Origin of the sequence: Pseudomonas sp. GD03858, assembly GCF_029840925.1 — a bacterium.
Taxonomy (GTDB): Bacteria; Pseudomonadota; Gammaproteobacteria; order Pseudomonadales; family Pseudomonadaceae; genus Aquipseudomonas.
Genome location: NZ_JAOCDM010000010.1, coordinates 1 through 14,098, shown reverse-complemented (window position 1 = coordinate 14,098; position 14,098 = coordinate 1). Strand labels below are relative to the sequence as shown.

The window sequence follows — 14,098 nt, the reverse complement described above, 5'->3', positions numbered from 1 at the left end:
CTGCAAGCGGCAAGCTGCAAGCTGCAAGAAAAAGCAGAGTGTGCGCCCCCGCTTTTTCTTGCCGCTTGAAGCTTGTAGCTTGCAGCTGCTTTTTTGACCCGAAAGTCCGGTTCCGCCGCCCGGCAGCATTGGCTTTGAGCGGGTGCCGAAAGCCTGCGAATTAGGCTAGAATGCACGGCCTCTAAGCACACCCCTTCCTGAGGCTGTCCCGACGATGTTGATCCTGCGCGGCGCTCCTGCCCTTTCTGCCTTTCGCCACGGTAAATTACTCGAGCAACTGAGCCAGAAAGTCCCCGCTGTTACTGGTTTGTATGCCGAATTCGCCCACTTCGCCGACGTCGACGGCGAGCTGACCGCCGACCAGCAGCAGGTGCTGGGCCGTCTGCTCAAGTACGGCCCGAGCGTGCCGGTGCAGGAGCCAGCCGGCCGCCTGTTCCTGGTCGTGCCGCGCCTGGGCACCATCTCGCCCTGGGCATCCAAGGCCAGCGACATCGCCCACAACTGCGGCTTGCAGTCGATCCAGCGCCTGGAGCGCGGCATCGCCTACTACGTCGCCGGTAACATTTCCGATGCCGACGCCCAGGTGCTTGCCGCCGAGCTGCACGACCGTATGACCCAGCGCGTGCTGGCCAAGCTGGAAGATGCCGCCGACCTGTTCAGCCACGCCCAGCCCAAGCCGATGACCTCGGTGGACATCCTCGCCGGTGGCCGCGCCGCCCTGGCGCAAGCCAACATCGACCTGGGCCTGGCCCTGGCCGAGGACGAGATCGACTACCTGGTCAACGCCTTCCAGGGGCTCAAGCGCAACCCGAACGACATCGAACTGATGATGTTCGCCCAGGCCAACTCCGAGCACTGCCGCCACAAGATCTTCAACGCCAGCTGGGACATCGACGGCCAGGCGCAGGAGAAGAGCCTGTTCGGCATGATCAAGAACACCTACCAGATGCACAGCGAAGGCGTGCTGTCTGCGTACAAGGACAACGCCTCGGTGATCGTCGGCAGCGTCGCCGGCCGCTTCTTCCCGAACCCTGAGACCCGCCAGTACGGCGCGGTACAGGAGCCGGTGCACATCCTGATGAAGGTCGAGACCCACAACCACCCGACCGCCATCGCCCCGTTCTCCGGCGCCTCCACTGGCTCCGGCGGCGAGATCCGCGACGAAGGCGCCACCGGCCGTGGCGCCAAGCCCAAGGCTGGCCTGACCGGCTTCACCGTATCCAACCTGCGTATCCCAGGCTTCGAACAGCCATGGGAGAAGCCTTACGGCAAGCCTGAGCGCATCGTCGACGCCCTCGACATCATGATCGAAGGCCCACTGGGCGGCGCCGCGTTCAACAACGAATTCGGTCGCCCGGCGCTGACCGGCTACTTCCGCACCTTCGAGCAGGGCATCAACACCCCGCACGGTGAAGAAGTCCGTGGCTACCACAAGCCGATCATGCTCGCCGGCGGCATGGGCAACATCCGTGAAGACCACGTGCAGAAGGGCGAGATCACCGTCGGCGCCAAGCTGATCGTGCTCGGCGGCCCGGCCATGCTGATCGGCCTGGGCGGCGGCGCCGCCTCGTCGGTCGCCACCGGCGCCAGCTCGGCTGACCTGGACTTCGCCTCGGTACAGCGCGAAAACCCGGAAATGGAACGCCGTTGCCAGGAGGTCATCGACCGCTGCTGGCAGCTGGGTGACAAGAACCCGATCGCCTTCATCCACGACGTCGGCGCCGGCGGCATCTCCAACGCCTTCCCGGAGCTGGTCAACGACGGTGGCCGCGGTGGCCGCTTCGAACTGCGCAACGTGCCCAACGACGAGCCGGGCATGGCCCCGCACGAGATCTGGTCCAACGAGTCGCAGGAGCGCTACGTGCTGGCGGTCAGCGCCGAGGACTTCGAGCGCTTCCAGGCCATCTGCGAGCGTGAGCGCTGCCCGTTCGCGGTGGTGGGCGAGGCCACCGAGGAGAAGCACCTCACCGTCACCGACAGTCACTTCGACAACACCCCGGTGGACATGCCGCTGGACGTGCTGCTGGGCAAGCCGCCGCGCATGCACCGTTCGGTCAGCCGCGAAGCGGAGCTGGGCGATGAGTTCGACCCGAGCACCCTGGAGCTCAAGGATTCGGTCGAGCGCGTCCTGCGTCACCCGGCCGTGGCCAGCAAGAGCTTCCTGATCACCATCGGCGACCGCACCATCACCGGCCTCGTGGCTCGCGACCAGATGGTCGGCCCGTGGCAGGTACCGGTAGCCGACTGCGCCGTCACCGCCACCAGCTTCGACGTCTACACGGGTGAAGCCATGGCCATGGGCGAGCGCACGCCGCTGGCCCTGCTCGACGCCCCGGCGTCCGGGCGCATGGCGATCGGCGAGACCCTGACCAACCTGGCCGCCTCGCGTATCGAGAAGCTGTCCGACATCAAGCTGTCGGCCAACTGGATGTCCGCCGCTGGCCACCCGGGTGAAGACGCCCGCCTGTACGACACCGTCAAGGCCGTCGGCATGGAGCTGTGCCCGGAGCTGGGCATCACCATCCCGGTCGGCAAAGACTCGATGTCGATGAAGACCCAGTGGAGCGAGGCGGGCGAGCAGAAGAGCGTCACCTCGCCGATGTCGCTGATCATCACCGGCTTCGCCCCGGTCACCGACATCCGCAAGACCCTGACCCCGCAACTGCGCATGGACAAGGGCGAAACCGACCTGATCCTGATCGACCTGGGCCGTGGACAGAACCGCATGGGCGCCTCGATCCTGGCGCAGACCCATGGCAAGCTGGCCGCTCAGGCGCCGGACGTCGATGACGCCGAGGACCTCAAGGCGTTCTTCGCCGTGATCCAGGGCCTGAACGAAGACGGCCACCTGCTGGCCTACCACGACCGTTCCGACGGCGGCCTGATGACCACCGTGCTGGAAATGGCCTTCGCCGGCCACTGTGGCCTGGAGCTGGAACTGGGCAACCTGACCAGCAAGCGCGAGAAAGTCGCGGCCATCCTCTTCAACGAAGAGCTGGGCGCGGTGATCCAGGTCCGTCAGGACGCCACGCCGGATGTGCTGGCGCAGTTCAGCGCCGCTGGCCTGGGTGAGGATTGCGTCGCCGTGATCGGCCAGCCGATCAACAACGGTGAAGTGCTGATCAACTTCGAAGGCGAAGAGCTGTTCAACGGCGATCGCCGCCTGCTGCAGCGCCAGTGGGCCGAAACCAGCTATCAGGTCCAGCGCCTGCGCGACAACGCCGACTGCGCCGACCAGGAATTCGACGCCCTGCTGGAAGAAGACAACCCGGGCCTGTCGGTCAAGCTGGGCTACGACGTCAACGACGACATCGCCGCGCCGTACATCAAGAAAGGCGTGCGTCCGCAAGTGGCGATCCTGCGCGAGCAGGGTGTCAACGGCCAGGTCGAGATGGCTGCCGCCTTCGACCGCGCGGGCTTCGCTGCGGTCGACGTGCACATGAGCGACATCCTGTCTGGCCGTGTCGACTTCGAAGCCTTCAAAGGTCTGGTGGCCTGCGGCGGCTTCTCTTACGGCGACGTGCTGGGTGCCGGTGAAGGCTGGGCCAAGTCGGCGCTGTTCAACGCCCGTGCCCGCGATGCCTTCCAGGCCTTCTTCGAGCGTACCGACAGCTTCGCCCTGGGCGTGTGCAACGGTTGCCAGATGATGTCCAACCTGCACGAGCTGATCCCGGGCACCGAGTACTGGCCGCACTTCGTGCGCAACCGCTCGGAGCAGTTCGAGGCGCGCGTGGCCATGGTCGAGGTGCAGAAGTCCAACTCGATCTTCCTGCAGGGCATGGCCGGTTCGCGCATGCCGATCGCCATCGCCCACGGCGAAGGCCATGCCGAATTCGCCAGCGAAGAAGCGCTGCTGGAAGCCGACCTGTCCGGTTGCGTGGCCCTGCGCTACGTCGATAACCATGGCAAGGTCACCGAAGCCTACCCGGCCAACCCGAACGGCTCGCCGCGTGGCATCACCGGCCTGACCAGCCGCGACGGCCGCGTGACCATCATGATGCCGCACCCGGAGCGGATGTTCCGCGCCGTGCAGAACTCCTGGCGCCCGGATGAGTGGCAGGAAGACGCGGCCCTGATGCGCATGTTCCGCAATGCGCGGGTGTGGGTGAACTAAGGGTGTACAAGCTCGCCTTCTTCGTCCCCGACAGCCATGTCGAGGTGGTCAAGACCGCCGTGTTCACCGCCGGTGGCGGGCGCATCGGCGACTATGACCACTGCGCCTGGCAGACCCTGGGCCAGGGCCAGTTCCGCCCGTTGGACGGCAGCCAGCCGTACCTCGGGCAGACTGGCCAGGTCGAGGTGGTCGAGGAGTGGAAGGTGGAGCTGGTGGTGGCTGATGCGCTGATCGCCCAGGCGGTCGCCGCGCTCAAGCACAGCCACCCCTACCAGACACCGGCGTACGAGGTCTGGCAACTGCTGGATCTGTGAACCCGATCGGGGCCGCGCAGCGGCCCCGATTGCATTGTGGTCAACGGAACGGGAAGAGCGTGCGGAAGCTTTCGCTGGTTTTCACCGGGGTATAGTTGCCGTTCGCAGCCAAGGCCCGTATCGTCTCGTGCGCTTTCGCCATGTACTCGTCGCGCAGCCGTTCGAATTCGCTGGCGTATTTGCCGGCTTCGATTTGCGTCTGGTGAGTGCTCGCCCATTCGTCGACGATCGCGTCCTGCCAGTCGCAGTCGTTGGGATGACACAGGAAGTTCACTGCAAGGTCCGCGGGCGGATAGCTGACCTCGCCGTTCCAGTGTGCCTGCATATGCGCACCTACCTGGCGAACCGCCTCGCGCGCCAGCAGCATGGCCAGCGTGTGGAACGGATGGGTGTCGTGATCCTTGGCCAGTTGTGAATGGGTAGGATCGACGCCTGGAGAGGTGTTGGGGTCGTCGCCCATGCTGGTTTGCAGGTCATCCACCAGATCCCCCAGTTTCACCAGCAACGACTGGAAAACGCGGTTGCAATAGTGGCCGACCAGTCGCAATGGCAGGGTCAGGGCCCAGAACCCGAGGTGCGCGAAGCGCAACAGTGGGTTGTCGGCGATCCGGTCACGCATGGCCAGCATGTTCTCCAGCGATTTCAGCCACATCGGGTTTTCCTGCTCGCGCAGCAGGATCAGCATCATCTGCTCGGCGTCGCTGCGGTAACCTCTCCTGAGCGGCTCGAAGAACAGGGGGTTGGCGGGAAACAGCATCTTGCTCAGCGGCTCGGCGATGCTGGCGAGAATGTCCAGGCCGCTGAACAGGCCGGTCACGACGGGATAGTCGTGTCGGCAGGGAACCTGCGTGGTCCACGGCAGCACGTCTTCGTGCCCCAGCTTGCGCAGGCTCAGTTCGACAAAGTTGGAGTGGGCGAAATAATCCTCCAGCACGTGCAGGGCCTCGCCGAACAAACGCATGCCTTCCGGGGTTCGACCTGCCGTGGCAGCCTGGTAGATCCTGCTGTTCATGTACCTCGCCGGGCCGTCTATGTAGGCTTTCATCGAGGTGCTGTAGTAGACCTCGTTATCAGGGTCGTCGGGCAGTACCAGCGGCTCGAAATCCTCGTCGATCGTTTTCGGGTCGACGGGGTCGTTCTCGAGGTTGGTAGGGTTGTCGATATGCTCCGATGCGCGATAGACCCCAAGCAGTGCCTGGGTCACCCGGTAAGCCTCACGTCCACTTTCGGAGAGTTGCAGGCTGTTGAACGCCTTGAGCGCAAGCATGTCGACCACCTGGGTCAGTGCCTCCCTCGAGAGTTTCGCGGGGAACTGCTTGGGGGCGTGCTCCGGGCGAACCAGCTTGGGATCGATCAGTTGCGAGTGGTCACGTATCCAGTTGCCGAAGTAGATGGCTTTGCATTCCTGGTGGGAGAAGCCGACCTCGCTCAGTACTTCTTCCACCGATTCATGGCCGCCGTCTCCGGCACCGAATCGAGGTTCGATGGACAATTGCCATGCGTCTTCGGGCAAGAGTTCATCTACTGCTGGCGCCTCGCTCGCATCGAGTAGCAACGCCGCGTCGTGCTCGTCGCTGGTGTAATGGGCAAACACCGTCCCATCCCTGGTCTGGTCGTCGCAGAATGCCATCAGGCTGGCATAGCGTGAGCCGATGCTGCGCAGCTCCTGTGCTTGCGGCCTGGGCCAGTCGCTGTCGTCCGATGCGTAGAGGTCCGCCAGATACTGGCCGAAGGTACCGAGCAAGGCCATAAGCAGGTTCGGCGTGGAGCTTGGGGTGGTCAGTGCCAGTTCGATTTTTTCCGGGTTGACGACGATCACCTGGTGTTCGTCGTCGTAGCGGGCATTGTCCTGACCGCGATCCTCTACCACATAGCCGGGGCTGCTGATGTCGCCCGCCAGAAGATCTGCACGCAAGCGCAGGAACATCTCACTGGGCACTTGCGAACCGAAGATCGGCATGAACATCAGCACGAAATCCAGCTCTTCCATGTTCCTGGCGAAAGCGCATAACTGCTCCAGCGCGAAATCGCTGGTGAAGACCGGAGCATCGTTCAAGTGGTTCATGGCGTGTGTCCTCTCTGGTTGTACGAGAGGAGCAGCCTGACGTTGCGGGTGCGGCAGCAGAATATGGAACGAATGCCTCACGGCGAAGCAAGACCCGTCTTGCTTCTCATCGTCATGATTCCGTGGGCACGCCACGGCGCCTTCCCACGCACGGTCGAGTGCAGTGATTACATCGCCTGCTCGTGAGCCCTGTCAGGCCTGCAGCGCCACGTTCAGCGCCTGCGCCCGTGGCCCCATCAGCAGGTGCCAGACGCCATCGGCCTGTGGGCTGATCCCCTGGCAGCCCAACGCCATGAGGTGTTCCTGGCTGGCCTTGGTCGGATCCCTGAACTGAACCCGTACCCGGCTCAGTGCCACGCACTCGACCTTGAGCAGGTTGTCGCGTCCGCCGAGGGCCTGCAACCAACCGTCTGCCGGCAGTGGCTCGATGCTGTCGGCTGTTGCGCCGACGTCGGCAGGCGTGGCTGCCAGGCCATGCGTCAGCTCGCCACGGATCTCGTCCGCCAACGCGTCGGCCATCGGGCCGACCACCACTTGCAGGCTACCGCCACTGCCAGGACGCACCACGGCCATGGCCCCGAGCTTTTTCAGCGCTTCGTCCTGGGCCAGCGAGCGATCGGCCAGTACCAGGCGCAGGCGTGTGGTGCAGGCATCGACACCCAGCAGGTTGTCCGCGCCACCCAGGGCGTCGATATAGCGACGACCCCGGGGCGTTTCGGCGTTGTTGGCCTGCTCCGTGGGCTGCTCCTCGCGCCCCGGCGTCTTCAGGTCGAAGCGGCGAATACAGAAGTCGAACACGAAGTAGTAGAGCAGGCCGTACAGCACACCGACCGGGAACACCAGCCAGCCGTTGCTCGAGCGGCCCCAGCCCAGGGCCATGTCGATGGCGCCGCCGGAGAAGGTAAAGCCCAGGCGGATGCCCAGCAGGTCGCAGATCGCCATGGACAAGCCGGTCAGCAGCGCGTGGATCAGGTACAAAAGCGGCGCGAGGAACATGAAGGCGAACTCGATCGGCTCGGTCACCCCGGTCAGCGCCGAGGTCAGCGCCATCGACAGCAGCACCCCGCCGATCAGCTTGCGCCGCGCCGGCAGGGCGTGGCGATACATGGCCAGGCACGCGGCGGGCAGGCCGAAGATCATCATCGGGAACATGCCGGCCATGAACTGCCCGGCGTTGGGATCGCCGGCGAAGTAGCGCGCCAGATCGCCGGTCACCACCTGGCCACTGGCCGCCTGGAAGCTGCCGAAGACGAACCACACCAGGTTGTTGAGGATATGGTGCAGGCCGGTGATGATCAGCAGCCGGTTGAGCACGCCGAAGAAGAACGCGCCGATGCTGCCGCTCTCCAGCATCAGCTGGCCGAGCGCGTTGATGCCGTGCTGGATCGGTGGCCAGATCAGGCCGAACAGCAGTCCGAGGATCACCGCCGAAAGCCCGGTGGCGATCGGCACGAAGCGCCGGCCGCCGAAGAACGCCAGGTAGTCCGGCAGCTGGATGTCCTTGAAGCGGTTGTACAGGCCGCCGCCGAGCAGGCCGCAGATGATGCCGGCGAGCATGCCCATGTCGATCTTCGGATCGATCACCTTCAGCGTCGCCACCAGCACCAGGTAGCCGATGGCGCCGGCCAGGCCCGCGGTGCCGTTGTTGTCGCGGGCGAAGCCCACGGCGATGCCGACGGCGAAGATCAGCGCCAGGTTGGCGAAGATCGCTTGGCCGGCGTCATGCACCAGGGCGATGTCGAGCAGGTCGGTGTCGCCCAGGCGCAGCAACAGGCCGGCGATGGGCAGGATGGCGATGGGCAGCATCAAGGCGCGGCCGAGCCGCTGCAGGCCCTGGATGAAGTGCTGGTACATGGTGCGCTCCGATTATTGTTGTAGGGCCATGGGGGCCGCGGGTTGGGCGTGGGATTGCGCGGCGAAGTCGCGGCAGGCCTGGCGCACGGCACCGGCGCTGGCCAGGCCCAGCAGGCCCTGGCTGAAACGGCGGCAGGCGCTGGCGTCGAGCTGGCGGACCAGGGCCTTGATCTCGCCGATCTGCGGCGCGCTGACCGACAGCTCGGCCACGCCGAGGCCGACCAGCACCGGCGTGGCCAGCGGGTCGGAGGCCAGCGCACCGCACACGCCGACCCAGCGACCGTGCTTCGCCGCGCCCTGGCAGGTCAGCTCGATCAGGCGCAGCAGCGCTGGGTGCAGGGCATCGACCCGCGCCGCCAGCCCGGCATGGTCACGGTCCATGGCCAGGGTGTACTGGGACAGGTCGTTGGTGCCGATGGAGAAGAAGTCCGCATGCTCGGCCAGACGCTCGGCGAGCAGCGCCGCGGCCGGCACCTCGATCATCACCCCCAGTTCGGCGCGTGTCGTCCCGCCCAGCTCGGCGGCCAGCCGGTCAAGGCGCTGGCGGATGGCGATCAACTCGTCGACCTCGGTGACCATCGGCAGCATGATCCGGCAGCGCCGCTGCGGGCTGACCTGGAGCAGGGCGCGCAGTTGCTGGTCGAGCAGCTCCGGACGGACCTGGCCCAGGCGGATGCCGCGCAGGCCCAGCACCGGGTTGGCCTCGGCCGGCAGGGGCAGGTAGTCGAGCTGCTTGTCGCCGCCGACATCGATGGTGCGGATGATCACCGGGCGTTCGGCCATGGCGTCGAGCACGGCCTGGTAGGCGTTGCGCTGCTCGGCCTCGTCCGGTGCGGTGGGGCGGTCGATGAACAGGAACTCGCTGCGCAGCAGGCCGATGCCGTCGGCGCCCTGGGCCAGGGCCTGGGCGGCTTCTTCGGCGCTGGCGACGTTGGCCGCGACCTCGATCAACTGGCCATCGCGGGTGCGCGCGCCTTGCTGCGCGGCGGCCTGCTGGCGCTGGCGGATTTCGCGGCGTTGCTGCAGGTGGCAGTGGACCTCGGCCAGGCGTTGCGGGTCGGCCTGGGTTTCCAGGCGGCCCTGGTCGGCGTCCAGCACCAGGGGCGTGCCGGCGGGCAGGTCGAGCAGCGCTTCGCCCACGGCCACCAGGCATGGCAGGCCGCGGGCACGGGCGAGGATGGCGACGTGCGAGGTGGCGCCACCGGCGGCCATGCACAGCCCGGCGACATCGTGACGGGCGAGCAGCAGCAGGTCGGAGGGCGTCAGTTCGTGGGCGACGACGATGGCCGCCGGCGGCAGGCGCAGTTGCCGGGTTTCGCCGAGCAGGGCGCGCAGCACCCGCTGCTGCAGGTCGTACAGGTCGTTGGCGCGCTCGGCCAGCAACGGGTTGCCCAGGCTGCGCAGGACCTGGCACTGGGTCTCGATGGCGCGGCTCCAGGCATGGCTGGCGGCGACGCCGCCGGCGATATGCTGGCGGGCATCGCCGAGCAGGGCCGGGTCGTCGAGCAGGGCCAGGTGGGCCTCGAGGATCGCTGCCGCGTCCTCCTGGCCGCGAGGCAGGTGGCGCCAGTCGCGGTCGATGGCATGACGGACCTCGGCCAGGGCGCTGTTCAGCGCCTGGTGCTGCTCGGCGGGGTCGTTATCGCCGCTGTCCGCCGGCAGGCTGATGCCGTCCAGGCGCGCCAGTGGCCCGAGGGCGAGGCCGGGGGCGGCGCAGACACCGTTGAGCACGCCGGGCTCGGCATTGGGCTTGGGCGTGACGGTGCTGGTGGGCACGTGCGAGGCATGGCGCTCACCGACCGAGGCGGTCTGCACGGCGGCGATCAACGCCTGCAGCGCGGCCTGGCTGTCCGGCCCGGTGCAGATCAGTTCGATTTCGGCGCCTTCGCCAACGCCCAGGCCCATGACCGCCACCAGGCTGGTGAGGTCGGCCTCGCGCTCGGCGAAACGCAGCACGGCATGGCTCTGGAAGCCTTGCGCGGTCTGGCGCAGCAGGGCCGCGGGGCGGGCGTGCAGGCCGCCGTGATGAGCGACCCGGGCATGACCGCGCGCGCACTCATGGCTGACCGGTCGTGCATGCGCTCCGCTGCCCGTGGCCTCGACCTCCAGCAACGCCGTGCCCAGGCGCGAAGTGCCTGTGTCCAGTCGCGTCAGGCCAAAGCCTGGGCCATTGCTGATCAGCATCACGGTGACCAGGCTGACACAGTGCTGCGCCACCAGGTCCATATCGAAGTGCACCAGCGCCTGGCCCTGCATCACGTGTTCGCCCAACCGAACCTGTGGCGAGAACCCACGCCCCTGCAACTGCACGGTGTCGACACCGATATGCAAAAGGACTTCCGCGCCGTTGGCCGCACGCAGGGTCAGCGCATGGCCGGTGCGCGCCAGTTGCACCACTTCGCCCGCGCAGGGCGCGTGCAGCACGTCGTTCAACGGGTCGATGGCGACGCCGTCGCCCAGGGTGGCGCTGCTGAACACCGGGTCGGGTACCTGGTCCAGCGGTATCAGCGGTCCGGCGAGCGGGGCATGGAGGATGATCTTGTTATTGTCGGGCATGCGCTGTTCCTCGCGGCTTCACTGCGTGCAGGTCACTTTGCTCAGGTGGCGCGGCTGGTCGGGGTCGAGGCCGCGGGCCTCGGCCAGGGCCGCGGCCATGATGTAGAAGCTCTGGATCGCCAGCAGCGGGTCCAGGGCCGGGTGTTCGGCGCAGCTCAGGGTGAGGTCGCGCCCGGCGATATCGACCGGCGCCGCCAGCAGCACGCGGGCACCGCGCTGGCGCATGTCGGCGGCCAGCTGCAGCAGCCCGGCCTGCTCGACGCCACGGGGGGCGAACACCAGCAGCGGGTACTGGGCATCGATCAGGGCCATCGGGCCATGGCGCACTTCGGCGCTGCTGAAGGCTTCGGCCTGGATCACCGAGGTTTCCTTGAGTTTGAGCGCGGCCTCCTGGGCGATGGCGAAGCCCGCGCCACGGCCGATCACCATCAGGCGCTCGCTGTCGCGCAGGGTGTCGATGGCCGGGGTCCAGTCCTGCGCGGCGGCCTCGCGCAGCTGCGCGGGCAGGGCAAGGCCGGCTGCCAGCAGGGCGCGGTCCTGGCCCCAGTGGGCGACCAGGTGGGCGCTGGCAGCCAGGGTGGCGACGAAGCTCTTGGTCGCCGCCACCGACAGCTCAGGGCCCGCGCACAGCGGCAAGTGGTGCTGGCAGGCCTGCTCCAGGGGCGAGCCTTCGGCGTTGACCAGCGAGACCGTGGTTGCCCCGCATTGGCCCAGGCGGCGCAGGCTTTCCACCAGGTCCGGGCTCTGCCCCGACTGCGAGAAGCCCAGCGCCACCTGGCCACGCACTCGCAGCGGTGCCTGCTGCAGGGTCACCACCGACATCGGCAGCGAAGCCACCGGCAGCCCCAGCTGCTGCATGGCGATGTAGGCGAAGTAGCTGGCGGCGTGGTCCGAGCTGCCCCGGGCCACGGTCAGCGCCACTTGCGGATCGAGCCGGCGCAGCTGTTCGGCCAGGGTTTCCAGGCGCGGATCCAGCGTCTGTGTCTGACGTTGGACGACCTCGGCGCAGGCGCGGGCTTCTTCGAGCATCCTTGAATTCATGCGGTTTCTCCTTCGATCATCACGGCGGTCAGGTTCAGTTGGCGGTCCAGCAGCACCGCGTCGGCCCAGGCGCCCGGTTGCAGGCGGCCACGGTCGGCGATGCCGAGATAATCGGCGGGATGGCGCGACAGGCGCTCGGAGGCTTCGGCCAGCGGCAGGCCGATCTTCACCAGGTTGCGCAGGGCTTGGTCCATGGTCAGGGTGCTGCCGGCCAGGGTGCCGTCGGGCAGGCGCACGCCGCCCAGGCACTTGGTCACGGTGTGGCTGCCCAGGCGGTATTCGCCGTCGGGCATGCCGGCGGCGGCGGTGGAGTCGGTCACGCAGTACAGGCACGGGATCGAGCGCAGGGCCACGCGCATGGCGCCGGGGTGCACGTGCAGCAGGTCGGGAATCAGCTCGGCGTAGCGAGCATGGGCCAGGGCCGCGCCGACGATGCCCGGCTCACGGTGGTGCAGCGGGCTCATGGCGTTGTACAGGTGGGTGAAGCTGGTGGCGCCGGCCTCCAGGGCCGCCACGCCTTCTTCGTAGCTGCCCAGGGTATGGCCGAGCTGCAGGCGGATGCCGCGCTGGCTCAGGGCCTGGATCAGCGGCAGGTGGCCGGCGATTTCCGGGGCGATGGTGATGACCTTGATCGGCGCCAGGGCCAGGTATTGCTCGACCTCGTCGAGCAGCGCCTGGTGGGCGAAGTTCGGCTGCGCGCCGAGCTTGCCGGGGTTGATGTACGGGCCTTCCAGGTGCACGCCGAGAATGCGCGCGCCCTGGCGCGGGTGCTTGAGGTGCTCGCCCAGCTCGGCGAGCACGCGGGTCAGTTCCTCGCGGGGTGCGGTCATGGTAGTGGCCAGCAGCGAGGTGGTGCCGAAGCGTCGGTGGGTACGGGCGATGGTGGCGAAGGCTTCGCCGCCCTGCATGATGTCGCTGCCCCCACCACCGTGCACGTGCAGGTCGATGAAACCGGGCAGCAGGTACGGCAGGTCGTTGGCCTGCGGGTCGCACGGCGTGCCCTCGATGGCCCGGACACGGCCGTTTTCGAGGTGCAGTTGTCCGCGCACCCAGCCGTCGGGGGTGAGGATGTTGGCGATGTCCATGGGGGCTCCGGTCAGCGTCGCAGTTCGGCGACGAAGTCGTAGTAGTCGTTGCGGCAGTAGGTGTCGGTCAGCTCGATGGCGGTGTTGTCGTCGAGGTAGCCGATGCGGGTCATCAGCAGCATGGCGGTGCCGGGGGCGATGCCCACCTGGGCGGCCAGCTCGTCGCCGGCGTTGATTGCGCGGATGTGTTGCAGGGCGCGGACCACCGGGCGGCCGAGCCGGTCGAGGTGCTGGTAGAGCGAATCGCCGATGGCCTGTGGGTCGCCGAGCAGGCGGGCGGGCAGGGTGCTGACCTCCACCGCCATGACGATGTCGTCGGCCTTGCGCAGGCGCTTGAGGTGGACCACCTGGTCGGTGGGCGACAGGCCGAGGCGGATCAGTTCGTCGTTGCTTGGGGTGCCGATGCTGCGCTCGAGCCACTGGGAGCTGGGCACGAAGCCTTTCATGCGCAGCATTTCGCTGAAGCTCGACAGGCGTGACAGGGGTTGTTCCAGGCGTGGCGTGATGAAGGTGCCGGAGCCCTGGATGCGATGGATCAGGCCTTGTTCGAGCAGGACCTCGAGGGCCTTGCGCGCGGTGACCCGGGAGATGTCCAGGGTTTCGCTGAGGGTGCGCTCCGAGGGCAGCGCCTGGTCGGCGGTCCATTGGCCGGCGTGGATGGCCTGCTCAAGGTTGCGCGCCAGCTGCAGGTAGAGCGGGGTGGCGCTGGTGTCGTCGGGGCGCAGGGCCGATAGAGGACGCATGAGGGGTGTCCGATATTGTTGTTGGGTGGAAAATTAATACCACTTTAATACCAGGTCAATACCACTGGTCTGATCAGGAATCTCGTTTTTGATTCTGGGGGCGCTTTGCGCCCCTTTCGCGACACAAGGCCGCTCCTACAGGAGTACGCGCATCCCTGTAGGAGCGGCCTTGTGTCGCGAAAGGGCTGCGCAGCAGCCCCGGCGATCTTGAAGGCTGTCAGACATTTCCGAATCTGAAACCAAATGCCATGGCCAAGGCGCTGATCGATGACATGGAAGTGGGGTTGAACAGGAAGACTTCATAATACCTGGGGCCGCTTTGCGGC

Annotated in this window: 8 protein-coding genes; 2 read left to right on the top strand and 6 right to left on the bottom strand. The window is 67.0% G+C overall.

What is annotated here, in order from left to right; all coding sequences use genetic code 11:
* Positions 1-214 precede the first annotated feature (214 nt).
* Complete coding sequence (gene purL / locus N5D48_RS04710; protein WP_279881641.1) at positions 215-4,114, top strand: phosphoribosylformylglycinamidine synthase; 3,900 nt, start codon at positions 215-217, stop codon at positions 4,112-4,114.
* 2 nt (positions 4,115-4,116) lie between these two features.
* Positions 4,117-4,428, top strand: a complete 312-nt coding sequence (locus tag N5D48_RS04705; RefSeq protein WP_279881638.1) for an NGG1p interacting factor NIF3 — start codon at positions 4,117-4,119, stop codon at positions 4,426-4,428.
* 40 nt (positions 4,429-4,468) lie between these two features.
* Here the strand turns inward: N5D48_RS04705 and N5D48_RS04700 are convergent, their stop codons facing one another.
* The 6 genes from N5D48_RS04700 to N5D48_RS04675 all read right to left on the bottom strand — a co-directional run bounded on the left by N5D48_RS04700 (position 4,469) and on the right by N5D48_RS04675 (position 13,772).
* Complete coding sequence (locus N5D48_RS04700) at positions 4,469-6,493, bottom strand: HET-C-related protein (RefSeq protein WP_279881635.1); 2,025 nt, start codon at positions 6,491-6,493, stop codon at positions 4,469-4,471.
* Between the two features lie 192 nt (positions 6,494-6,685).
* Positions 6,686-8,347: an N-acetylglucosamine-specific PTS transporter subunit IIBC gene (nagE, locus tag N5D48_RS04695; protein WP_279881632.1), complete on the bottom strand. Its 1,662-nt coding sequence runs from the start codon at positions 8,345-8,347 to the stop codon at positions 6,686-6,688.
* 12 nt (positions 8,348-8,359) lie between these two features.
* Positions 8,360-10,903 carry a phosphoenolpyruvate--protein phosphotransferase gene (ptsP, locus tag N5D48_RS04690; protein ID WP_279881629.1) on the bottom strand — a complete coding sequence of 848 codons (2,544 nt, stop codon included), beginning with the start codon at positions 10,901-10,903 and terminating at the stop codon, positions 8,360-8,362.
* An 18-nt stretch (positions 10,904-10,921) separates the two neighbouring features.
* A complete protein-coding gene (locus N5D48_RS04685) occupies positions 10,922-11,944 on the bottom strand; it encodes an SIS domain-containing protein (protein WP_279881627.1) in 1,023 nt (340 codons plus the stop codon).
* Positions 11,941-13,029, bottom strand: coding sequence for an N-acetylglucosamine-6-phosphate deacetylase (gene nagA / locus N5D48_RS04680; protein WP_279881624.1), 1,089 nt, complete (start codon positions 13,027-13,029; stop codon positions 11,941-11,943). Before nagA ends, N5D48_RS04685 begins: the two co-directional genes overlap by 4 nt.
* A gap of 11 nt (positions 13,030-13,040) precedes the next feature.
* Entirely contained in the window at positions 13,041-13,772 is a 732-nt protein-coding gene (locus N5D48_RS04675; protein WP_110738341.1) for a GntR family transcriptional regulator, read from the bottom strand.
* Positions 13,773-14,098: the final 326 nt, after the last annotated feature.

Coding starts and splice junctions, on each gene's coding strand:
- purL (WP_279881641.1), top strand. CDS start 215: ATGTTGATCCTGCGCGGCGCTCCTGCCCTTTCTGCCTTTCGCCACGGT.
- nagE (WP_279881632.1), bottom strand. CDS start 8,347: ATGTACCAGCACTTCATCCAGGGCCTGCAGCGGCTCGGCCGCGCCTTG.
- N5D48_RS04675 (WP_110738341.1), bottom strand. CDS start 13,772: ATGCGTCCTCTATCGGCCCTGCGCCCCGACGACACCAGCGCCACCCCG.
- nagA (WP_279881624.1), bottom strand. CDS start 13,029: ATGGACATCGCCAACATCCTCACCCCCGACGGCTGGGTGCGCGGACAA.
- N5D48_RS04685 (WP_279881627.1), bottom strand. CDS start 11,944: ATGAATTCAAGGATGCTCGAAGAAGCCCGCGCCTGCGCCGAGGTCGTC.
- ptsP (WP_279881629.1), bottom strand. CDS start 10,903: ATGCCCGACAATAACAAGATCATCCTCCATGCCCCGCTCGCCGGACCG.
- N5D48_RS04700 (WP_279881635.1), bottom strand. CDS start 6,493: ATGAACCACTTGAACGATGCTCCGGTCTTCACCAGCGATTTCGCGCTG.